The sequence below is a fragment of the Streptomyces sp. SAI-170 genome (genome assembly GCF_049739565.1).
Classification (GTDB): Bacteria; Actinomycetota; Actinomycetes; order Streptomycetales; family Streptomycetaceae; genus Streptomyces.
This window is the reverse complement of the sequence record NZ_JBMGQD010000001.1, coordinates 3,216,586-3,238,328: the sequence shown is the minus strand read 5'-3', so window position 1 is coordinate 3,238,328 and position 21,743 is coordinate 3,216,586. Positions and strand designations below refer to the sequence as shown.

The following is a 21,743-nucleotide window of genomic DNA, read 5'->3' as shown; positions in this document are numbered from 1 at the left end:
CGAACACGGGGCGCGAAATGCGGGCGGGCATTCACAAGCCGTCCGCATTTCGATGTTTGCGGCGGCCGCCCGGGCATGTTTACGTTCATGGACCGCTCCCCATCCCCGTGTCATCCCATTTCGAGTTCAGTCAAGGACGCATTCACGATGAAGCAGTCTGCTGCCAAGACCCTCGGTGTCGCCGCCCTCGGTGCCGCCTTCGCCGCCACCGGCGCGGGCGCCGCGAACGCCGCTCCGGCCCTGCCCGACGCGACCCAGGCGCTGGGGGCCGTCTCCCAGACGCTGCCCGCCGAGAACGTCTCCAAGTCGCTGCCGGGTGCTGGTGACGCCCTCACGCAGGCGCAGCCCGCTCTCGCCACCAGCCTCGCCACCGTGCAGCCGATCGCCACCCAGGCCCTCGCCGAGGGCCCGACCAAGCCGGTCGCCGGCCTCCTCGGCGGCCTGCCCCTCCAGGGCCTGCCCACGCACGGCCTGCCCGTGAACGGCATCCCGCTGGGCTGAGCACCTCACACGCCGTCGGGGCGCGACCTGGATCTCCGGGTCGCGCCCGGACGCGTGCGCGCAGGGCGTCACCAGGCGGTGCGGGCGGCCTTGTCCTCGGAGGGCAGCAGTATCCACAGAGCGATGTACAGCAGGAACTGCGGGCCCGGCAGCAGACAGGACAGCAGGAAGATGACCCGCATCGTGGTCGTCGAGGTGCCGAAACGCCGAGCCAGCGCGGCACACACTCCGCCGATCATCCGGCCGTTCGTGGGGCGGGCAAGGCGGGACATGGCGGCTCCTTCGTGAGCTCTTCGGAAGGCGGCCCGAGCGGCTGCCTTCATCTGCCCTCCACGTTACGGAGACGAAGGGGGCAAAGCATCGCTCCAGGGGGCGATCCCGACCCTGGGAATCGTCGGGGTCCGACCCTGAGCCGCCTCCTCCTTCGGAAGGCCCACCCGCCGCCGCAGCCGCGCCCGCCCCAGCGGAACCACCGCCACATGGACGAGGGCCACCCCGACGGTGTTCAGCAGCAGCGAGTCGACATCCACCACCTGGCCGGGCACGCCCGTCTGCAACAACTCCACAGCCAGCGAGATCAACGCCCCCGCCGCCGCCGTACGCAGCAGCGACCCCAGCGGTGACACGGTCAGCCTCCCGCCCACCAGCGGCAGCAGCACACCCAGCGGCGCCAGCAGCGCCATCCCCTCACCGATCCGACGGGCCGCCTCGGGCCAGCCCAGCGCCAGATCGGCCCTGATCCCGGCGAGCGGCCGCAGATTGGCCGGCATCACCCAGGGGACGTCCAGCGGACGCAGCGTGAACCAGGCGACGAACGCGAGATGAGCGACGAGGAGAATCCCCCCGGTCACACGGATGCGGGACGCGGCGTTGCCGCCCATGGAGCCTTGACGCTGCACGCCCCCCTAGACGCGGCCCCCACCGCGAACGGTTCCGCGGAGCGGAGGGTGAGGCCTACGACACACCGTCGCCGCGTCTCGCCGTACCCGTGCGGGCCGTCGTCGGCCGATCGCGCAGTTCCCCGCGCCCCTGAGGTCGTGGGCCGTTCCCCTCGTATGCGCCTGCGGGCCGTCGTGGGCTGGTCGCGCAGTTCCCCGCGCCCCTTAACAGCACGACCGTCAGCCGCGTACGACCGCAAGCGACCACGGGCGGTGGGTATTGCAGCCAGCCGCGAACGGCGGGGAGGGGACGGGACGGGGGGTTGTCCGCCCGCAGCGGCCGGCGGAAACCCAGTTAGACCCCCGTAGCCGAGCAGATCGCCGGACCGAGGACGGATAACCCCCCGGCCCGGCCCCGTCCCACCCACACACCGGATGCGCTACAGCAACCCCCACCGAAGCCGCGCAGGCCGCCGCAGGCATCCCGCGGCGGCCTAGGAAGACGGCGGTCGCACCTCACCCGGATGCGACCGCACCTCCTCGGTGCACTCGTACCGACGCAAGGCCCCCTCGGGCCCGCCCAGGATGACCGACCCGTCCCCCTCCGCGGCCTCGGAGTCGGAGAAGGTGCACACGATCTGGGCGAGGGCGTACGAGGACAGCGCCCCGGGCGGCGTGCTCAGCCGCAGCGTGTCCTCCGGGTCCCCGCCCCGAGGCCCGCCCGCCTTCAGCCCGGAGGGCACGTCCGTGCTGTAGCCGGCCTCCCGCTCAGCCGCAGAGGGCTGTTCGGCCAGCTGGGTCAGCAGCCCCTGCGCCAGCAGCACCCGCCGAGCCGAGTCCGCCGTACCCTCCGGCACCCGCACCGACCGGTCCACCGTCACCAGCGACGACGCACACCGCAGGAACACCTGCACCGCCAGCCCCCGAGAGGACTGCGTGGTGACATCCGCCCCGGCCAGCGAACAGTGCGCCCGAGAAGGCGCCGCCCCGAAGTCGGTCGGCACCTCGGTGGCCCGGATCCCGCACCCGGCGAGCGCCCCGGCGAGCAGGGAGAACACCAGCGCCCGACGCACATTCAGCCCGTTCACGAGGCGTCGCCCTCCTCGCCCGGCTCAGCCTGCTCCGCGACATCCGCCCCGTCCCGGGGCAACCGCAGCGTGAACACGGCCCCGCCCTCCGGCGAGTTGGCCGCAGTGATCTCCCCGCCGTGGATGTGCGCGTTCTCCAGCGCGATGGACAGCCCCAGCCCGCTGCCCTCCGACCGCGGCCGGGACGCGCTCGCCTTGTAGAACCGGTCGAAGACATGCGGCAGGACGTCCTCGGGGATACCCGGCCCATGGTCGCGGACCGAGATGACGACCGAGTCGTCCGCCGTACGCACAGCCACCCGCACCGGCGAGCCACCGTGCTTCAGCGCGTTCCCGATCAGGTTGGCCAGGATCACATCGAGCCGGCGAGGATCGAGCCGCGCGTGGATGCCGCGCTCGGCGTCCAGCTCCACCGCGTCCAGCCAGGCCCGCGCGTCGATGCAGGCGGTGATCTGGTCGGCGACGTCGACGTCGTCCAGCACCAGCCGAGCCGTACCCGCGTCGAACCGGGTGACCTCCATCAGGTTCTCCACGAGGTCGTTCAGCCGCCGTGTCTCGCTGACGACGAGCCGGACCGCGGGCTCGATCATCGGGTCCATCGACCCGGTCTCCGCCTCCAGCTCCTCCTCCAGCACCTCGGTCACCGCGGTGATCGCGGTCAGCGGCGTCCGCAGCTCATGGCTCATGTCCGCCACGAACCGCCGCGAGGCGTCGTCGCGCGCCGCCATCTCCGCGACCCGCTTCTCCAGCGCCTCGGCGGCGTTGTTGAACGTCCGCGACAGATCGGCGAGTTCATCGGTGCCCGACACCCGCAGCCGCGTGTCCAGCTTCCCCTCCCCGAGCCGCCGCGCGGCGACACCCAGCCGATGCACGGGCTTGAGCACCGTCGTCGCCGCGGCCTGGGCGAGCAGCGCGGAGCCGATCAGCGCCAGAGCCGTGGCGATGCCCAGCGACCAGGCAAGGGAGTTGAGGTCCTTCGCCTCCGGCTCCAGCGACTTGAGCATGTAGCCGGACGCGCCGCCGCCGATCACCCGGGTGCCCGCCACCAGATAGGGGGTGCCGTCGTCGACGACGCGCTGCCAGTACAGGTGGTACTCGGCGTCGTTGGCCGACGTCAGCGACTGCTTCTTGTTCACCGCGGTGCGCAGCGACTTCGGTACGTCGCCCAGCGCGAAGCCGTTCAGCCCGCCCGAACTGCCGTACACCGTCTTGCCGTCCGGGTCCTGGGCGACCAGCAGCACGGTGAAGTGCTGGCTGCCGCCCGCCATCTGCCCGGCGGTGCGCTGCAGTTCGTCCTGGGTGGGGTGCTCGGGCAGCGTGCCCGCGCGGTTCTGCATCTCCTGCTCGAAGTCGCGCAGCACCGCGTCCTGGGCGCGGGTGAGCACCGCCTCCCGGTTCAGCCAGTACGCGATGCCCGACGCGGACACCGCGGCCGTCAGCGCGACCAGACCGAACACGACCACCAGCCGCAGCCGCAGACTGGTGAAGCGCAGCCGCGAGAACACTCCCTTGCGATCCGCGGTCCAGCCGCGGAGACCCCCTTGCTCGTTCGTCACTGAGGCGGATCCAGCCGGTAGCCGACACCGCGCACGGTACGAATCAGCGTCGGCGAGGACGGCACGTCCTCCACCTTGGCGCGCAGCCGCTGCACACAGGCGTCCACGAGCCGGGAGTCACCGAGGTAGTCGTGCTCCCACACCAGCCGCAGCAGCTGCTGCCGCGACAGCGCCTGACCGGGCCGCCGGCTCAGCTCGAGCAGCAGCCGCAGCTCGGTCGGGGTCAGCTGGAGGTCCTCGCCGTTCTTCGTGACGGTCATCGCCGCCCGGTCGATGACCAGGCTGCCGAAGGCCGCGGCGTCGTTCGACTCGCGCTCCCCGCGCCGCAGCACGGCCCGGATCCGGGCGTCGAGGACCCGCCCCTGGACCGGCTTGACGACATAGTCGTCCGCGCCGGACTCCAGGCCCACCACGACGTCGATGTCGTCGCTGCGGGCGGTCAGCAGGATGATCGGCAGCTGGTCGGTGCGCCGGATGCGCCGGCACACCTCGAAGCCGTCGATGCCGGGCAGCATCACGTCCAGCACGATCAGGTCCGGCCGCTGCTCGCGCAGCAACTGCAGACCGTCCTCACCGCTGGCAGCCGTGGCCACCCGGTGTCCCTGGCGCGTCAGTGAGAGCTCCAGGGCCGTCCGGATGGCGTCGTCGTCCTCGATCAGCAACAGGGAAGGCACGGGCTCATTCTGGCCCATGGATGCCACAAGGATCGACCTGTGGGCCCGATGGAACGCAGCCCTTACGCGCGGTGCCTGTCCGTGATCCCGTTCTTCCCGGTGGTCGACCCCTGTGACAGCTCTGTGACAGTCGGCGGACACGGCGATGAAGTGGCCCGGGCAAGCTTTTCGGCACAGGCAAGGAAGCAAGCCGAACACCGGCAAGTCCACGACGGGGGGCGCGAGATGAACACGCTGTACAGCATGAGCACCAGCGCAGTGATCACGCGCCTGCACGACGTGCACACGCACCGGGGTTCCGAGAAGTCCGGTGCCGTGAGCGGGCGGGGGTGCGCTCGCGGCACCGGACGTCAGCACACCGCGCATGTGCAGCAGGGCGTCGCGCCCTACATGACGGTGGTTGACGGTCTCACGGGGGAGACGCCGCACGGGGGAGCCGCGTACAGGGAGGAATCGGGGGAGCGCCGCTCGCTGTCGGAGGCCGAGTTCACGGCCTACGTCCAGGAGCGCCGCGCCTCCCTGTACGCCACCGCCTACCACCTGACCGGTGACCGCTTCGAGGCCGAGGACCTGCTGCAGAGCGCGCTGTTCTCGACCTACCGGGCGTGGGACCGGATCAGCGACAAGGCGGCGGTCGGCGGATATCTGCGCCGCACCATGACGAACCTGCACATCAGCGCCTGGCGGCGGCGCAAGCTGAACGAGTACCCGACCGAGGAGCTGCCGGAGACGCCCGGCGACACGGACGCGATGCGCGGCACCGAGCTGCGCGCGGTCCTGTGGCAGGCGCTGGCCCGGCTGCCCGAACTCCAGCGCACCATGCTGGTCCTGCGCTACTACGAGGGCCGCACGGACCCGGAGATCGCGGACATCCTCGGCATCAGTGTCGGCACGGTGAAGTCCAGCATCTGGCGGTCCCTGCGCCGGCTGCGCGAGGACGAGGTCCTCAGCTTCGGCCGTGACGAGGAGGACGCCTTCGGCGAGCTGGTCGCCTGAAGGTCGTAAAAAAAGTTCCCCTGGGGGTGTATCAGGGGGACGGTACGGGGGTCTTGCTTACAGGTCCGGGGGGACGGGAACGGGGGAAGCACCACCGAGGGACCACGGGGGACACGGGGGAAAGCAAGGCCTACGGGGGAAACACGGGGGAAGCACGGGGGAGCACAAAGGGAGCGGGACTGGAGGGCCGGGGGGTCCGTCCAGTCCCGCTTTCGCATGTCCGCTTCACCGTACGACGGTCGGACCGCGGCCCGCTCTCCGCTCTCCGCTCTACGGACGTCGTACGACGGTCAGACCGCGGTCCGCGTCGCCGCGCAGCGACCCGCGGCCGCGGCGGCCAGCCGGTCCAGGGCCTCGTCCCGGTCGCAGGCGTGGGCGCCCAGCGCGCTCTGGCGGGCGACGATGGAACGCTCGGCGCGCATCAGACGCCAGCCGCGGCGCAGCAGGAAGGGCACCGACTTGCGGCCCTCCTTCAGATCGCGCAGGAAGCGCCGGCGGAAGGTGGTGACCGGGCCGCGGCTCAGGCACAGCGCGTCGGCGAGCACTCCCGCCTCCCGGCAGCGCCCGACGATCTCGGCGGCGAAGATGCCCTCGGCGATGAACGCCGGGGTCCGCCCGATGTCGATGCTGTCGGCGCCGGTCCGGGCGCTGAGCGAGAGGTCGTAGACGGGGATGTCGGTACGGCCCGTGCGGCACAGTTCCTCGATGGCGGCGACGGCCGCGTCCGCGTCCCAGGAGTCCGGGTGGTCCCAGTCGATGTCGGAGCTCCCCGTCACCCGCGGCAGCGTCGGGTCGTCGCCCTCCTTGTAGAAGTCGTCGAGCCGCAGCACCGGTAGGCCGGAGCGGGCCGCGAGCAGGGACTTGCCGGAGCCGGAAGGGCCGCAGAGCAGCACGACTCGCGTGGGTATGGGCGGTTGGGAACTCACGGAACACCAGTGTGAGGCATCCACCCGCGGTTCACGACCCAGCGGGTCGGCTTTGAAGCCCGCGTCACACCTCAACTACGCTTCGCGTCTGACCGATTACCTAGCGCATCAGAAGGTGGCACCGATGGGCCGACACGACGACTCCCCGAACTCCACGGGCCGGCGCGCGCTGGCCGTGCTGGCCACCGCCGGCGTGGCACTGGGCGCTTCCGCCACGACGGCCGCGGCCGACGGCGGGCCCGCCCTGGACGTGGTGCGTACGCGTCCCACCTCGCTGGGCCACATCGACCCGCAGGCCGGGCTGGCGGCGCTCACCGGATCCGTCCAGTACGTGACCGGGCCGATCACCGCCCTGAAGCCCAACCCCCTTGCCGGGACGGGTGTCGACCCGCTCGACAACGGGGTCGGCACCCAGCTCGCCGACTTCCAGCCGCTGACGTCCCAGGCGCTGACGGGGCCTGTCGCCCAGGCGCAGTCGATCGGGAGCATTCTGGGCGGCTGAGAAGGGGGAACTGGCGACCGGCCGCCGTCTGCTGATCGTCGTGGCCGGTCGCGCAGTTCCCCGCGCCCCTCAAAGGCACATTCAGTACGACGACCCCGACGCGCCCAGCGAACCCGTCGGGTGCCAGACCGTCTTGGTCTCCAGGAACGCCGTCATGCGGTCGGTCCCCGCCGGTGCGGCCCAGTCGTCCACAGGCTGTGGACGCAGGACGCGCTTGAGGTTGTCGGCCGCGGCGATCTCCAGCTCCTTGGCCAGCGCCTCGTCCGCGCCGGCCAGGTCGATCGCGTTGACGTCCTGGTGCGCGGCGAGGGGCGCCGCGATCTCCGCCGTACGGCCGGACAGGACGTTGACGACACCGCCCGGCAGGTCGGAAGTGGCCAGGACCTCGCCCAGGGAGAGGGCGGGGAGCGGGGACTTCTCCGAGGCGACGACCACCGTCGTGTTGCCGGTGGCGATGACCGGGGCGATCACCGACACCAGACCCAGGAACGACGACTCCTGCGGGGCGACGACCGCGACCACACCGGTCGGCTCCGGGGAGGACAGGTTGAAGTAGGGACCGGCGACCGGGTTGGCGCCGCCGACCACCTGGGCGATCTTGTCGGTCCAGCCCGCGTACCAGACCCAGCGGTCGATCGCCTCGTCCACCTGCGCGGCCGCCTTCGACTTGGACAGCCCCTCGGCGTCGGCGACCTCGCGCACGAACTGGTCCCGGCGGCCCTCCAGCATCTCGGCGACGCGGTAGAGGATCTGGCCGCGGTTGTACGCCGTCGCCCCCGACCACGCACCGAACGCCTTGCGCGCGGCGACGACCGCGTCACGGGCGTCCTTGCGGCTCGACTGCGGTGCGTTGGCCAGCCAGTTGCCCTTGGAGTCGGTCACTTCGTACACCCGGCCGCTTTCGGAGCGGGGGAACTTGCCCCCGACAAACAGCTTGTAGGTCTTGAAGACGGAGAGACGGGGGGTCGGGTCAGACATCGAGGTACGCCTCCAGGCCGTGGCGGCCGCCCTCGCGGCCGAAGCCCGACTCCTTGTAACCGCCGAACGGCGAGGTCGGGTCGAACTTGTTGAACGTGTTGGACCAGATCACGCCCGCGCGCAGCTTGTTCGCCACGGCGAGGATGCGCGAACCCTTCTCGGTCCAGATGCCCGCCGACAGGCCGTACGGCGTGTTGTTGGCCTTGGCGACGGCCTCGTCGGGCGTACGGAACGTCAGCACGGACAGGACCGGGCCGAAGATCTCGTCGCGGGCGACGGTGTGCGCCTGGGTGACGTTCGTGAACAGCGTCGGGGCGAACCAGTAGCCGGCCTCGGGGATGTCGCAGGCCGCGGACCAGCGCTCGGCACCCTCCGCCTCGCCCTTCTCGACGAGGGTGGTGATCCGGGCGAGCTGCTCCTCGGAGTTGATCGCGCCGATGTCGGTGTTCTTGTCCAGCGGGTCGCCCAGGCGCAGGGTGGAGAGCCTGCGCTTCAGCGACTCCAGCAGCTCGTCCTGGATCGACTCCTGGACCAGCAGCCGGGAGCCCGCGCAGCAGACCTGGCCCTGGTTGAAGAAGATGCCGTTGACGATGCCCTCGACGGCCTGGTCGATGGGGGCGTCGTCGAAGACGATGTTGGCGCCCTTGCCGCCCAGCTCCAGGGTGACCTTCTTGTGGGTGCCCGCGACGGACCGGGCGATCTGCTTGCCGACGGCCGTGGAGCCGGTGAAGGCCACCTTGTTGACGTCCGGGTGCGCGACGAGCGCGGCGCCCGTGTCGCCGTAACCGGGAAGGATGTTGACGACGCCCTTGGGCAGGCCCGCCTGGCGGCAGATGTCCGCGAAGAACAGTGCGGACAGGGGGGTGGTCTCGGCCGGCTTCAGGACGACCGTGTTGCCGGTCGCGAGCGCCGGGGCGATCTTCCACGCCAGCATCAGCAGGGGGAAGTTCCAGGGGATGACCTGGCCGGCCACGCCCAGCGGGCGCGGGTTCGCGCCGAAGCCGGCGTGCTCCAGCTTGTCGGCCCAGCCCGCGTAGTAGAAGAAGTGCGCGGCGACCAGGGGCAGGTCGGCGTCGCGGGTCTCCTTGATCGGCTTGCCGTTGTCGAGGGTCTCCAGGACGGCCAGCTCACGGCTGCGCTCCTGGATGATCCGGGCGATGCGGAAGAGGTACTTCGCGCGCTCGGAGCCCGGCAGCGCCGACCACTTCTCGAACGCCTTGCGGGCAGCCTTCACCGCCCGGTCGACGTCCGCCTCACCGGCCTGGGCGATCTCGGAGAGCACCTCCTCGGTCGACGGGGAGACGGTCTTGAAGACCTTGCCGTCGGCCGCCTCGGTGAACTCGCCGTCGATGAACAGGCCGTAGGACGGGGCGATGTCGACGACCGAGCGGGACTCGGGAGCGGGTGCGTATTCGAAGGGGGAGGTCATGTCGATCAGTCCACCGTCACGTAGTCGGGGCCGGAGTAGCGGCCGGTGGCCAGCTTCTGGCGCTGCATGAGCAGGTCGTTCAGCAGCGAGGAGGCGCCGAAGCGGAACCAGTGGTTGTCCAGCCAGTCCGCGCCTGCCGTCTCGTTGACCAGGACCAGGAACTTGATCGCGTCCTTGGTGGTGCGGATGCCGCCGGCGGGCTTCACTCCGACCTGTACCCCGGTCTGGGCGCGGAAGTCGCGGACGGCCTCCAGCATCAGCAGGGTGTTGGCGGGGGTCGCGTTGACGGCGACCTTGCCGGTGGAGGTCTTGATGAAGTCGGCGCCCGCCAGCATGCCGAGCCAGCTGGCGCGGCGGATGTTGTCGTACGTCGAGAGCTCGCCGGTCTCGAAGATGACCTTGAGGCGGGCCGCCCCGCAGGCCTCCTTCACCGCGACGATCTCGTCGTACACCTTCAGGTACTTGCCCGCGAGGAACGCCCCGCGGTCGATGACCATGTCGATCTCGTCCGCACCCGCGGCGACGGCGTCCCGCACGTCTGCCAGCTTCACGTCGAGCGCGGCGCGGCCGGCCGGGAAGGCGGTGGCCACCGAGGCGACCTTCACGCCGGAGCCGGCGACGGCCTCCTTTGCGGTGGCCACCATGTCGGGATAGACGCAGACCGCGGCCGTGGTGGGCGTGGTGCGGTCGGTCGGGTCGGGGAGGACCGCCTTGGCGCCGAGCGCCCGGACCTTGCCCGGGGTGTCCGCGCCTTCCAGCGTCGTCAGGTCGACCATCGAGATGGCGAGGTCGATCGCGTACGCCTTGGCGGTCGTCTTGATGGAACGGGTGCCGAGGGAAGCGGCGCGCGCCTCCAGGCCGACCGCGTCGACGCCGGGCAGCCCGTGGAGGAAGCGGCGCAGCGAGGTGTCTGACGACGTCACGTCCGGGAGGGCGTGTGCTGCGGTGGGTGCATTGGTGGGCATGGTCACCAGACGAGCATATCTACGCGCGTAGCGGCTGTACAGGGGGAGTGGGTGCGCCTTATCGCCGTGGGTGGATTTGTCGCGTTCGCGTCTGCGGGTGGTCGTGGGTTGCTCGCGCAGTTCCCCGCGCCCCTGAGGGACGCGTCCCTCAGGGGCGCGGGGAACTGCGCGATCGGCCACGGACGGTCCGCACTCGCGAACGCGCACAGACCCCCACGGCGAGGAGGCGAACAAAACCCCCAGGCATAATCGCGGGCATGACCACCAAGGACCGGATCTACCGCTCGCCCATGGCCCTCGTCGGCGGCGTGCTGCTGCTCGCCCTCGCCGGCTGGCTCGGCATCGACGCGTTGATCCGGGGCGAGGGGCGCACACCCTGGCTCGCCCTCGCCGCTCTGCTCACCTTCGTGCCGCTCGTCGTGGCCTACACCCTCAGGCCCGCCGTCTTCGCCGGCGAGGACCGCCTGCGCGTCCGCAACCCGCTGCGGGACGTGACCCTGCCCTGGGGCGAGATCGCCTCCCTGCGCTCCGGCTACACCAACGAGGTCGTGGCCAACTCCGGCGACAAGTTCCAGCTGTGGGCCGTCCCCGTCTCCCTGCGCGGCCGCAAGCGGGCCGCCCGCCGCCAGCAGCGCCGCGACGCCCAGGCCGCCGCGGCCAAGGCGGGCAAGCGGGTGCGGGGCAGCGCCTTCGGGCCGGCCGCCGACCTGGACGAGGGGCCGCTGCGCGACGAGGGCGACAAGATCATGGACGAGCTGCGCGCCATGCGGGAGGCCCGCGAGAAGGCGAAGACGTCGCAGGGCGAGGTCACCGTGCGCTGGGCGTACGAGATCATCGCGCCGGCCGTCGTGGGCGCGGTGCTGCTCGCGGTGCTGTCGGCGCTGGGGTGAGCCCGCAGCGGAGGACAACCCCTTCCCCGGTTCGTCCGTCTGACCTTCGATGAGTACGAACGCCGACATCGAAGGTCCCCTGCCGCTGCCCGCCGGGCTCGTGCCCGAGGGCTGTCCGGCCTGGGACGGTGAGCGGGCCCGGCGCTGGACGGCCGCGCTCGCGCCCCGCTGGGTGCCCGGCCGGACACCCGACGCCGTGACCTTCGGCCTGCTCGTGGCCGCGCTCACCGCGAGCGGGGCCCTGCACCTGTACGCCGACCTGCCCGCCTGGGTGGCCGCGCTCGCCGCGCTGCACCTGGTGTGGACGCCCTTGCGGCCGGAGGCCGTCGTGGTGTCCGCGCCGGTCGCGGCCGGACTGGTGCTCGTACAGACGCAGGCACCGCTCGGCGCGCGACTCGGCCTGGCCGTCGTACTCGCCGGGGCGTGGGCCCTCGTCCTGCCGCGGCTGCTGGCGCGCGGGCGGCAGCGGGCGGCGGCCCCCGGGGGCGTGACCGCGGTGGTGCCGGACGCCGCGGGGAAGGTCCTCCGCGGGCGGTTCCTGATCGGGGCGGGGGTGCTCGTCGCGGCGGCCGGGGCCGTGCTGTTCGCCGTACGGGATGTCTGGGACCTGGCCGAGGACCGGCAGGTCACCCCGGCACTGGCCTGGTGTGTCGTCGGGCTGGGGCTCACTGTGCTGCTCTCCGGGGTGCTGGCCCGCCGCCGTGCGCTCGCCCTGCGCGCGGGGCCCGTGCCGGTGCTGCGGGTGCTGGTGCGGGAGGGCGTCGACGTGGACCTGGAGGTCTTCGCGGCCGACGACCGGACCGGACTGCGCCCCCTGTTCACGGTCGCCACGTCGTTCGCCGACGAGGACGACGAGGACGAGGCCGACGAGGACGACGACAGCGACGACAGCGACGACAGCGACGACGAGTTCCAGGCCCTCCTCGACCGGCTGGACGCCGAGGAGCCGGGCCCGCTGCGGGAGGCCGTCCTGTACGGCGCTCCCTGGGACGGGGCCGAGGTGGTCGTCGTCAGCGCCGCCGACCTGTCGGACGAGCCGCCCGTCACCGAGTGCTCGACGGGGCCGGTGCTGCCGCTGTCGGAGCATGCCGTCCGGGGCCGGGCCGCCCGGCAGAAGCGGGCCGTGGCCGACGAGTCCGCCGACCGGCAGCGCCTGGACGGCCTCGCCGCGTCCGTGGCGGGCGGACAGGTGCGGCGGTGGCGGGCCGGGCTGCGCGACTGGCTCTCCCTGCTGGCTTTCCTGGGGATCGCCTGCGTGTTCGTCTGGGACGAGGACGGGGTGCTGCGCTGGCTGGCCGGGGCGTTCGTCGCCGCGGTGGCCTACGGCGTGGCCCCGCACCTGGCCGCCTGGTACGTCGTCGCCGACCGCGAGGGACTGTGGCTGGACGGTCTGAAGGGGCCCCGGCACATCCCCTGGGAGCAACTGCGGCTGGTGAAGGTCGACAAGCACCAGTTGAAGATCGACAGCACCGACCGTGACTTCATGGAGTGGACGCTCAACGGCAACCGCTGGCGCCGCCTGGAGCGCCGCCTCGGGCGGGTGCACCGCCAGGACCGGATCGCCGCCGAGCTCACCGCGCTGTGGCAGGACCCGGCCAAGCGTCCGACCGAGGCCGTCGAGCCCCGTCACCGAGGGGGCCCGCAGTGGCCGTACGGCCTCACCGCTGCCGTCGCCTGGACAGCGCTGCTGCTGTTCGTGCTGCCGTAGGGGGGACACATGCCCGGTGACGGCTACGACTCCGGCAGAGCGCGGCGGGTCGACTTCGCGGTGACGGCACTCTTCGGTGCGGTGTATGCCGCCGCGCTGTTCCTCGTGGTGACGGGCTTCAGCGCCGAGCCGGGCGGATGCGGGGGACGTTTCCGGGCGGCCTGCGCGGGTGGGACGTATGCGCGCCTCGGGGCCGGCTTCGGGCTTGTTCTGCTCGTGGCGCCCGTCCTGCACAAGGTGGTGCCGAGCGTGCCCCACGAGCAGGGCGTCGGCCGGTGGGCGGCTGTCGCCGCACTGGTGACGGGGGCGGCCACCGGCATCGCCCTGACCGTGGTGGCGTTGCGCGCGGTGGCTTGAGGGCGCGGTGAGGTCACCCGATGAGGCGCCCCCGGGCGGAGACGGCCGTGGGGCGCCCCCGGACGGTGGGGCGCCCCACGGACGAGGGGGAGGGCGGCGTCAGATGCCGGCCGCCGCCGACAGGTCGCGCTTGATCGTGGCGAGCAGGTCGGCCGCCTTGGCGCGTGCCTCGGGCAGCCCGGCGTGCGCGGCGACCGGGACGACGACCTCCAGGTAGCACTTGAGCTTGGGCTCGGTGCCGCTGGGGCGGACGATGACGCGGGCGCCGTCCAGGGTGTAGCGCAGGCCGTCGGTGGGCGGCAGCGTCTCCGTGCCCCGGGTGAGGTCCTCGGCGCGGGTGATGGCCAGGCCCGCGAGCTCGGTCGGGGGCTGCTCGCGCAGGCGCCGCATGGCGTCGGCGATCAGGGACAGGTCCTTCACCCGCACGGAGAGCTGGTCCGTGGCGTGCAGGCCGTGCTCGACGGCGAGGTCGTCCAGGAGGTCCAGCAGGGTGCGGCCCCGCTCCTTCAGCTCCGACGCCAGCTCGGTGATCAGCAGGGCGGCGGTGATGCCGTCCTTGTCGCGCACGCCCTCGGGGTCGACGCAGTAGCCGAGCGCCTCCTCGTAGCCGTAGCGCAGGCCCTCGACGCGGGCGATCCACTTGAAGCCGGTGAGGGTCTCCTCGTAGGGCAGGCCCGCCTTCTCGGCGATCCGGCCGAGGAGGGAGGAGGAGACGATCGACTCGGCGAAGGTGCCGCGCGCGCCGCGGGCGACCAGGTGGGCGGCGAGCAGCGCGCCGACCTCGTCGCCGCGGAGCATGCGCCAGTCGGCGCCGTCCTTCACGGCCACGGCGCAGCGGTCGGCGTCCGGGTCGTTGGCGACGATCAGGTCGGGCTCCACCTCGCGCGCCTTGGCGAACGCCAGGTCCATCGCGCCCGGCTCCTCCGGATTGGGGAAGGCGACCGTCGGGAACGCCGGGTCGGGCTCGGCCTGCTCGGCGACCAGCACCGGCTCGGGGAAGCCGGCGCGGGCGAACGCGGCCAGCAGGACGTCCTTGCCGACGCCGTGCATGGCCGTGTAGACGGTGCGGGCGCCGCGGGCCGAGCCGTCGGCGAGGACGGCGTCCGTGCGGGCCAGGTAGGCGTCCAGGACCGCGTCGTCGAGCACCGACCAGCCGCTGTCGGGGCGGGGCACGTCCGCCAGGGCCGCGATCGCGTCGATCTCGGCGGCGATCTCCGCGTCGGCGGGCGGCACGATCTGCGAGCCGTCGCCGAGGTAGACCTTGTAGCCGTTGTCGCGCGGCGGGTTGTGGCTGGCGGTGACCTCGACACCGGCGACCGCGCCCAGATGCCTTATCGCGAAGGCGAGCACGGGCGTGGGCAGCGGGCGGGGCAGCAGGACGGCCTTCAGGCCCGCGCCGGTCATCACGGCCGCCGTGTCGCGCGCGAAGTCGGCGGACTTGTAGCGGGCGTCGTAGCCGATGACGACCAGGCCCCCGGTCTCGCCCTTGGCCTTGAGGTAGCCGGCGAGACCGGCCGCCGCGCGGATCACGACCGAGCGGTTCATGCGCATCGGGCCGGCGCCCAGCTCACCGCGCAGCCCGGCGGTGCCGAACTGCAGGGTGCCGCTGAAACGGGCGGTCAGCTCGGCGACGTCCTCGGCGTCGACGAGCGCGGCCAGCTCCTCGCGGGTCTCCGGGTCGGGGTCCTCGGCCAGCCATGCCCGGGCCCGTGCCATGAGATCGTCGGTCACGTGCGGTCAACCTCTCGTGTGATGGGGTGCGGGGTGGCCCCCGGACCGCGGCCCGGGCCCACCCCTTGTGCGACTCAGATCCGGCCGAGCACCTGGGCCAGCAGGGAGCCCATCCGGGCCGCCGAGTCACGGCCGGCCTGGAGGACCTCCTCGTGGTTCAGCGGCTCGCCGGTCATGCCCGCGGCGAGGTTGGTCACCAGGGAGATGCCGAGCACCTCGGCGCCCGCCTCACGGGCCGCGATGGCCTCCAGGACCGTCGACATGCCGACCAGGTCCGCGCCGATGACCCGGGCCATACGGATCTCCGCCGGGGTCTCGTAGTGCGGGCCGGGGAACTGCGCGTAGACGCCCTCCTCCAGGGTGGGGTCGATCTCCTTGCACAGGGCGCGCAGCCGCGGGGAGTACAGGTCGGTGAGGTCGACGAAGTTGGCGCCGACGATCGGGGAGGTGGCGGTGAGGTTGAGGTGGTCGCTGATCAGCACCGGCTGGCCGGGGCGCATGCCCTCGCGCAGACCGCCGCAGCCGTTGGTGAGGACGACCGTCTTGGCGCCGGCGGCGACCGCGGTGCGCACACCGTGGGCGACGGAGGCGACGCCACGGCCCTCGTAGTAGTGGGTGCGGCCCAGGAACACCAGGGCGCGCTTCTCGCCGATCTTGTACGAGCGGATCTTGCCGCCGTGCCCCTGGACCGCCGGCGGCGGGAACCCGGGCAGCTCGGTGACCTGGAACTCGGCGTCGGGATCGCCCAGTGCGTCCACGGCCGGTGCCCAGCCGGAGCCCATCACAAGGGCGACGTCGTGGGACTCGGCGCCGGTCAGTTCGCGCAGGCGAGCGGCGGCGGCGTCGGCGGCGGCGTACGGGTCGCCCTGGATGTCGTCCGGAAGAAGAGATGCGTTCACGCCGACGAGAGTAGCCGGTTATCGCCTACGCGCGTAGATGACAGAGCTCACGGGATGGCGATCGTTGTCTTGTCGTTTCCCACGAAACGCTCCGCTGGGTGGAGCGGCTACGCGTCGGTGATGAGGACGTCCTCGTCGTCGAAGGCGGCGACGGCGGCGACGAGCAGTCGGTCAAGGTTCACCGTGTAGTGGACGAGGGTGTCGCGGGTGAGCAGCACCGTGCGGCGGTCGCCCTGCGGCCGGGACACGGCCGGGAACGGATCGCGGGCGAGCTGTGCGACGCCCTTGTCGAAGGCGGCGCGTCGGCGGGCGTCGAGCCGGTCGCGGACCGCGCGGCCGGTTCGGTGAAGTGGACCTGGTGCATGGGTGCGCAGCCTAGGGGCCGGGACGGCTCAGCAGGGCCGTTTCCGCAGCTCCATCACATAGTCGTGCGGCGCCCCCGCCGACTCCGCCGCGTCGGCGACCTCGCCGAGGTAGCGGGCCGAGGGCAGGCCGCCCTCGTAGGCGTTCAGGACGTACACCCAGGCGGACTCCTCGCCGTCCAGGGTGTGCACCCGCACGCGCATGCGGCGGTAGATGCCGAGGCCGACGCCCTCCCAGCGGTCGAGGGAGTCCTCGTCCATCGGGGCGACGTCGTAGAGGGCGACGAAGACCTGGGCCGACGGGTCCTCGACGATCGTGGCGAGGGCGCCCTCCCAGCCCAGCTGCTCGCCCCCGAAGGTCAGCCGCCACCCGTTCAGCCAGCCGGTGGCGCGCATCGGCGAGTGCGGGGCGCGGCGCGTCATGAGCCGCGCGTCGAGGTTGCCGGCGTACGCGGCATAGAGCGACATGGGGAGAGGGTACGGCAGCCGGAACTCACACCACTGCAGTCCTCGGGCGTCCCCTTTGTAACGGACGTACCACGCCCGGCCCCCCTGGGCAGTAGCACCTTGAAGGGTGCGGGACAATGGGGTACGTGACTCGGATCGTGATCATCGGTGGCGGACCCGGCGGATACGAAGCGGCCCTGGTGGCCGCTCAGCTCGGCGCGGAGGTGACCGTCGCCGACTGCGACGGTCTGGGCGGAGCGTCGGTGCTGACCGACTGCGTGCCGTCGAAGACCCTTATCGCAACGGCCGAGGTGATGACCACCTTCGACTCCTCCTACGAGGAGCTGGGCATCATCGTCGCCGACGACACGCCTCCGCTGGAGCAGGCCGCCCGGGTCGTCGGCGTGGACCTCGGCAAGGTCAACCGGCGTGTGAAGCGGCTCGCGCTCGCCCAGTCGCACGACATCACCGCCGCCGTCACCCGGGCCGGCGCCCGCGTGATGCGCGGCCGCGGTCGCCTGGAGGGCATGCAGGCCCTCGACGGCTCCCGCAAGGTCGTCGTCACCGCCGCCGACGGCACCGAGGAGACCCTCACCGCCGACGCCGTGCTCATCGCGACCGGCGGCCACCCGCGCGAGCTGCCCGACGCCAAGCCGGACGGCGAGCGCATCCTGAACTGGACGCAGGTCTACGACCTCGACGAGCTGCCCGAGGAGCTCATCGTGGTCGGCTCCGGCGTCACCGGCGCCGAGTTCGCCGGCGCCTACCAGGCCCTCGGCTCGCGGGTCACCCTGGTCTCCTCCCGCGACCGCGTGCTGCCCGGCGAGGACCCGGACGCCGCCGCCGTCCTGGAGGACGTCTTCCGCCGCCGCGGCATGAACGTCATGGCCCGCTCCCGCGCCCAGTCCGCCAAGCGGGTCGGCGACCGCGTCGAGGTCACCCTCGCCGACGGCCGGGTCATCACCGGCTCCCACTGCCTGATGGCGGTCGGCGCCATCCCCAACACCGAGGGGATGGGCCTGGAGGAGGCCGGGGTAAAGCTCAAGGACTCGGGCCACATCTGGACCGACAAGGTCTCCCGCACCAGCGCCCCGGGCGTGTACGCCGCCGGTGACGTGACGGGCGTCTTCGCGCTCGCCTCGGTCGCCGCGATGCAGGGCCGTATCGCCATGTACCACTTCCTCGGCGACGCGGTGGCCCCGCTGAACCTCAAGACGGTCTCCTCGAACGTCTTCACCGACCCGGAGATCGCCACCGTCGGCTACACCCAGGCGGACGTGGACGGCGGTGTCATCGAGGCCAAGGTCGTCAAGCTGCCGCTGCTGCGCAACCCGCGCGCCAAGATGCAGGGCATCCGCGACGGCTTCGTCAAGATCTTCTGCCGCCCGGGCACCGGCATCGTGGTCGGCGGCGTGGTCGTCTCGCCGCGCGCCTCGGAGCTCATCCACCCCATCTCGCTCGCCGTCGACAACAACCTGACGGTCGAACAGATCGCGAACGCGTTCACCGTCTACCCGTCCCTGTCGGGCTCGATCGCCGAGGTGGCACGGCAGCTGCACACCCGTAAGACCGGCGACGCGTAAGGCATTTCCTCGTCCGCGAGGGCGACGGGAGTATGCCCGCATACCACTTCCCGTCGCCCTGTGTGCGCAATTTCTGTTATTCGGCGCAAACTGCTGAAACCAGACGGCCCTTGGGGTTACTGTCAGTTTCGTGTTCGCTGCAGAACGTCGCCAATTGATCCTCGAAATGGTGCGAGCCAACGGGGCAGTGTCGCTCCGTGAGCTCGCCCGCGTCGTCCAGACCTCCGAAGTGACCGTACGGCGTGACGTGCGGGCACTGGAGGCAGAAGGACTCCTCGACCGCCGGCACGGCGGTGCGGTACTGCCCGGCGGACTCACCCGCGAGTCCGGCTTTCCGCAGAAGTCACATCTCGCGACCGCCGAGAAGACCGCCATCGCCGACCTCGCCGCGAACCTCGTCGAAGAGGGCGAGGCCATCGTCGTCGGGGCCGGAACCACCACCCAGGAGCTGGCCCGCCGGCTCGCCCGCATCCCCGGCCTGACCGTCGTCACCAACTCGCTGCTGGTCGCCCAGGCCCTCGCCCACGCCAACCGCGTGGAGGTCGTGATGACCGGCGGCACGCTGCGGGGCTCCAACTACGCCCTGGTCGGCTCCGGCGCCGAGCAGTCCCTCCAGGGGCTGCGGGTGTCGCGCGCCTTCCTGTCCGGCAGCGGTCTCACCGCCGAGCGGGGGCTGTCCACCTCGAACATGCTCTCCGCGTCCGTGGACAGGGCGCTGGTGCAGGCCGCCGCCGAGGTGGTCGTGCTCGCCGATCACACCAAGCTCGGGACGGACACCATGTTCCAGACCGTGCCCACGGATGTGATCACCCGGCTGGTCACCGACGAGCCGCCCGCGCACGACGACCGCGCGGCGACCGAGTTGCAGGCGCTGGCCGACCAGGGCGTGCAGATCGCGGTGGCCGGCGGCTCGGGAAACGGGGTCCCTGCCGGGGGTGAGGCCGCGGGGGTACGCCCTCAGCGGCGGGATGTGCCTCTGCCGGCGCCTCGGCGTGGGGCCGCCGCGTCCCTTCGTGCAGGCGTCCTGAGTGAGCAGGGGGCGTCCGTGGAGCGGGCTGCACGGGTGGCTGATATGCGGCGGCGGTGAGTTTTCGCTCGCCTCTCGCCGTCGGACTTGCTGCTGCCGTGCGTCTTGCCGTTCGTTGTGGCTTGTCGCGCAGTTCCCCGCGCCCCTGACGGCACGCGGGGAAACCACGCTGCAAAGCTGATCAGTCCTTGATCTCGCAGATCGCCGCGCCCGAGGTGATGGACGCGCCGACCTCCGCGGTCAGGCCCTTGATGGTGCCCGACCGGTGGGCGTTGAGAGGCTGTTCCATCTTCATGGCCTCCAGGACGACGACCAGGTCGCCCTCCTCGACCTGCTGGCCCTCCTCGACGGCGATCTTGACGATCGTGCCCTGCATGGGCGAGGCGAGGGTGTCGCCCGAGGCGACGGGGCCGGACTTCTTGGCCGCGCGGCGCTTGGGCTTGGCGCCCGCCGCGAGGCCCGTGCGGGCCAGGGACATGCCCAGGGAGGACGGCAGGGAGACTTCCAGGCGCTTGCCGCCGACCTCGACGACGACCGTCTCGCGGCCCGCCTCCTCGTCCGTCTCGGCGTCGGCCGGGGCGGCGAAGGGCTTGATCTCGTTGACGAACTCGGTCTCGATCCAACGGGTGTGGACCGTGAACGGGTCGGACGAGCCGGTGAGTTCGGGCGCGAACGCCGGGTCCTTCACCACCGCGCGGTGGAACGGGATGGCGGTGGCCATGCCCTCGACCTGGAACTCCTCCAGCGCACGCGACGCACGCTGCAGGGCCTGCTCACGGGTGGCGCCGGTGACGATCAGCTTGGCCAGCAGCGAGTCCCAGGCCGGGCCGATGACCGAGCCGGACTCCACGCCCGCGTCCAGCCGGACACCCGGACCGGTCGGCGCGTCGAACCGCGTGACCGTACCGGGAGCCGGGAGGAAGTTGCGGCCCGGGTCCTCGCCGTTGATGCGGAACTCGAAGGAATGGCCGCGGATCGCCGGGTCGTCGTAGCCCAGCTCCTCGCCGTCGGCGATACGGAACATCTCGCGGACCAGGTCGATACCGGTGACCTCTTCGGTGACCGGGTGCTCGACCTGGAGGCGGGTGTTGACCTCCAGGAAGGAGATCGTGCCGTCCAGGCCGACGAGGAACTCCACCGTGCCGGCGCCGACGTAGCCGGCCTCCTTCAGGATGGCCTTCGAGGCGCTGTACAGCTCGGCCATCTGCTCGTCCGAGAGGAAGGGCGCGGGGGCCTCCTCCACGAGCTTCTGGTGGCGGCGCTGCAGGGAGCAGTCACGGGTGGAGACCACGACCACGTTGCCGTGCTGGTCGGCGAGGCACTGGGTCTCGACGTGGCGCGGCTTGTCCAGGTAGCGCTCGACGAAGCACTCGCCGCGACCGAAGGCGGCGACCGCCTCACGGACGGCCGAGTCGTACAGCTCCGGCACCTCTTCGAGGGTGCGGGCGACCTTCAGACCGCGGCCACCGCCACCGAAGGCGGCCTTGATGGCGATCGGCAGGCCGTGCTCCTCGGCGAAGGCCACGACCTCCTCGGCACCGGAGACCGGGTCCGGGGTGCCCGCGACGAGCGGGGCGCCGGCGCGCTGGGCGATGTGCCGGGCGGCGACCTTGTCACCGAGGTCGCGGATGGCCTGCGGCGGCGGGCCGATCCAGATCAGCCCCGCGTCCAGGACCGCCTGAGCGAACTCGGCGTTCTCGGAGAGGAAGCCGTAGCCCGGGTGGACGGCGTCGGCCCCGGACTCCCGGGCGGCGTTCAGGATCTTGTCGATGACCAGATAGCTGGTGGCCGGGGTGTCACCGCCCAGGGCGAACGCCTCATCCGCCGCGCGGACATGCAGAGCGTCCCGGTCCGGGTCGGCGTAGACAGCGACGCTGCCGATCCCGGCGTCCCGGCATGCACGGGCCACGCGGACAGCGATTTCGCCACGGTTGGCGATGAGCACCTTGCGCACGATTGAGGCTCCCTCCTTGAAACAAGCCGAGTTTAGGGACTGCCGACACGGCAGTTCGACCCGTCCCCAATGGTGAGCTGTGCCACACGGAGCGTGATGCGAGGCCTGCTCCACCCGTGAAATCCCTTGTCGCACCTTGGTACGCAGGACTCCTCCGGGAAACCCTAGCCCTCTCATGTGGCCAAGGTCTCTGTGCGAGCGTGCTGCGGCCCACTCTGTTTCTTTGTCGAGTCCCTACGAATGGCCCAATGATTCTTTGCCCGTCGCCGAACCCTTGTCCGCTGGTTTACCC

Annotated in this window: 22 protein-coding genes; 8 read left to right on the top strand and 14 right to left on the bottom strand. The window is 71.8% G+C overall.

The annotated features are described in order from the left end of the window. The first annotated feature begins 147 nt into the window (after positions 1-147). Positions 148-501 (top strand): ATP-binding protein, encoded by a 354-nt coding sequence (locus RKD23_RS14280; protein WP_424854030.1) that lies wholly within the window; start codon positions 148-150, stop codon positions 499-501. 68 nt (positions 502-569) lie between these two features. Here RKD23_RS14280 and RKD23_RS14275 read toward each other — a convergent pair whose 3' ends face one another. From RKD23_RS14275 to afsQ1, 5 genes are all read right to left on the bottom strand, one after another. Beyond that, complete coding sequence (locus RKD23_RS14275) at positions 570-773, bottom strand: PspC domain-containing protein (RefSeq protein WP_404042604.1); 204 nt, start codon at positions 771-773, stop codon at positions 570-572. A 63-nt stretch (positions 774-836) separates the two neighbouring features. Beyond that, positions 837-1,400, bottom strand: a complete 564-nt coding sequence (locus RKD23_RS14270) for a VanZ family protein (RefSeq protein WP_424854029.1) — start codon at positions 1,398-1,400, stop codon at positions 837-839. A 473-nt stretch (positions 1,401-1,873) separates the two neighbouring features. Beyond that, a complete protein-coding gene (locus RKD23_RS14265) occupies positions 1,874-2,458 on the bottom strand; it encodes a hypothetical protein (protein ID WP_424858233.1) in 585 nt (194 codons plus the stop codon). Positions 2,459-2,463: 5 nt separating this feature from the next. Next, positions 2,464-4,023, bottom strand: a complete 1,560-nt coding sequence (locus RKD23_RS14260; protein WP_424854028.1) for an ATP-binding protein — start codon at positions 4,021-4,023, stop codon at positions 2,464-2,466. Next, a complete protein-coding gene (afsQ1, locus tag RKD23_RS14255; protein WP_404042600.1) occupies positions 4,020-4,697 on the bottom strand; it encodes a two-component system response regulator AfsQ1 in 678 nt (225 codons plus the stop codon). Before afsQ1 ends, RKD23_RS14260 begins: the two co-directional genes overlap by 4 nt. A 225-nt stretch (positions 4,698-4,922) precedes the next feature. Between afsQ1 and RKD23_RS14250 the strand changes: the two genes are divergently transcribed. After that, a complete protein-coding gene (locus tag RKD23_RS14250) occupies positions 4,923-5,693 on the top strand; it encodes a SigE family RNA polymerase sigma factor (protein ID WP_424854027.1) in 771 nt (256 codons plus the stop codon). A gap of 290 nt (positions 5,694-5,983) precedes the next feature. Here RKD23_RS14250 and RKD23_RS14245 read toward each other — a convergent pair whose 3' ends face one another. Then, positions 5,984-6,619 carry a uridine kinase family protein gene (locus tag RKD23_RS14245; RefSeq protein ID WP_424854026.1) on the bottom strand — a complete coding sequence of 212 codons (636 nt, stop codon included), beginning with the start codon at positions 6,617-6,619 and terminating at the stop codon, positions 5,984-5,986. A gap of 124 nt (positions 6,620-6,743) precedes the next feature. Here RKD23_RS14245 and RKD23_RS14240 point away from each other — a divergent pair, with 124 nt between their 5' ends. Further along, positions 6,744-7,121, top strand: a complete 378-nt coding sequence (locus RKD23_RS14240) for a hypothetical protein (protein WP_424854025.1) — start codon at positions 6,744-6,746, stop codon at positions 7,119-7,121. 81 nt (positions 7,122-7,202) lie between these two features. Here RKD23_RS14240 and RKD23_RS14235 read toward each other — a convergent pair whose 3' ends face one another. The 3 genes from RKD23_RS14235 to deoC are packed head-to-tail and all read right to left on the bottom strand — an operon-like array spanning position 7,203 to position 10,493. Continuing rightward, positions 7,203-8,099, bottom strand: a complete 897-nt coding sequence (locus tag RKD23_RS14235) for an aldehyde dehydrogenase family protein (RefSeq protein WP_424854024.1) — start codon at positions 8,097-8,099, stop codon at positions 7,203-7,205. Further along, positions 8,092-9,528 (bottom strand): aldehyde dehydrogenase family protein, encoded by a 1,437-nt coding sequence (locus RKD23_RS14230; RefSeq protein ID WP_424854023.1) that lies wholly within the window; start codon positions 9,526-9,528, stop codon positions 8,092-8,094. The genes RKD23_RS14235 and RKD23_RS14230 overlap by 8 nt, the downstream gene beginning before the upstream one ends. Before the next feature lie 5 nt (positions 9,529-9,533). Beyond that, positions 9,534-10,493: a deoxyribose-phosphate aldolase gene (gene deoC / locus RKD23_RS14225; protein ID WP_424858232.1), complete on the bottom strand. Its 960-nt coding sequence runs from the start codon at positions 10,491-10,493 to the stop codon at positions 9,534-9,536. Positions 10,494-10,750: 257 nt separating this feature from the next. Here deoC and RKD23_RS14220 point away from each other — a divergent pair, with 257 nt between their 5' ends. The 3 genes from RKD23_RS14220 to RKD23_RS14210 are packed head-to-tail and all read left to right on the top strand — an operon-like array spanning position 10,751 to position 13,448. After that, positions 10,751-11,383, top strand: a complete 633-nt coding sequence (locus RKD23_RS14220) for a PH domain-containing protein (protein WP_424854022.1) — start codon at positions 10,751-10,753, stop codon at positions 11,381-11,383. Positions 11,384-11,432: 49 nt separating this feature from the next. Further along, on the top strand, positions 11,433-13,091 hold the full coding sequence (locus tag RKD23_RS14215) for a hypothetical protein (protein WP_424854021.1): 1,659 nt from the start codon (positions 11,433-11,435) through the stop codon (positions 13,089-13,091). 9 nt (positions 13,092-13,100) lie between these two features. Next, complete coding sequence (locus tag RKD23_RS14210; RefSeq protein WP_424854020.1) at positions 13,101-13,448, top strand: hypothetical protein; 348 nt, start codon at positions 13,101-13,103, stop codon at positions 13,446-13,448. 99 nt (positions 13,449-13,547) lie between these two features. On the opposite strand, the gene RKD23_RS14205 is transcribed toward RKD23_RS14210, so the two are convergent. From RKD23_RS14205 to RKD23_RS14190, 4 genes are all read right to left on the bottom strand, one after another. Continuing rightward, on the bottom strand, positions 13,548-15,179 hold the full coding sequence (locus RKD23_RS14205) for a phospho-sugar mutase (RefSeq protein ID WP_424854019.1): 1,632 nt from the start codon (positions 15,177-15,179) through the stop codon (positions 13,548-13,550). A 74-nt stretch (positions 15,180-15,253) separates the two neighbouring features. Next, entirely contained in the window at positions 15,254-16,078 is an 825-nt protein-coding gene (locus RKD23_RS14200; RefSeq protein ID WP_404042592.1) for a purine-nucleoside phosphorylase, read from the bottom strand. 107 nt (positions 16,079-16,185) lie between these two features. Continuing rightward, positions 16,186-16,326, bottom strand: a complete 141-nt coding sequence (locus RKD23_RS14195; protein ID WP_424854018.1) for a hypothetical protein — start codon at positions 16,324-16,326, stop codon at positions 16,186-16,188. A 144-nt stretch (positions 16,327-16,470) separates the two neighbouring features. Next, positions 16,471-16,908, bottom strand: a complete 438-nt coding sequence (locus tag RKD23_RS14190; RefSeq protein WP_404042591.1) for a gamma-glutamylcyclotransferase — start codon at positions 16,906-16,908, stop codon at positions 16,471-16,473. Positions 16,909-17,024: 116 nt separating this feature from the next. On the opposite strand from RKD23_RS14190, the gene RKD23_RS14185 reads away from it, so the two are divergent. Both RKD23_RS14185 and RKD23_RS14180 read left to right on the top strand, forming a co-directional pair. Further along, the gene (locus RKD23_RS14185) at positions 17,025-18,470 is read left to right on the top strand and encodes an NAD(P)H-quinone dehydrogenase (RefSeq protein WP_404042590.1); all 1,446 of its coding nucleotides are present in this window, start codon (positions 17,025-17,027) and stop codon (positions 18,468-18,470) included. 130 nt (positions 18,471-18,600) lie between these two features. After that, on the top strand, positions 18,601-19,557 hold the full coding sequence (locus RKD23_RS14180) for a DeoR/GlpR family DNA-binding transcription regulator (protein WP_424854017.1): 957 nt from the start codon (positions 18,601-18,603) through the stop codon (positions 19,555-19,557). Between the two features lie 121 nt (positions 19,558-19,678). Here RKD23_RS14180 and RKD23_RS14175 read toward each other — a convergent pair whose 3' ends face one another. Continuing rightward, complete coding sequence (locus RKD23_RS14175) at positions 19,679-21,451, bottom strand: acetyl/propionyl/methylcrotonyl-CoA carboxylase subunit alpha (RefSeq protein ID WP_424854016.1); 1,773 nt, start codon at positions 21,449-21,451, stop codon at positions 19,679-19,681. Positions 21,452-21,743 lie beyond the last annotated feature (292 nt).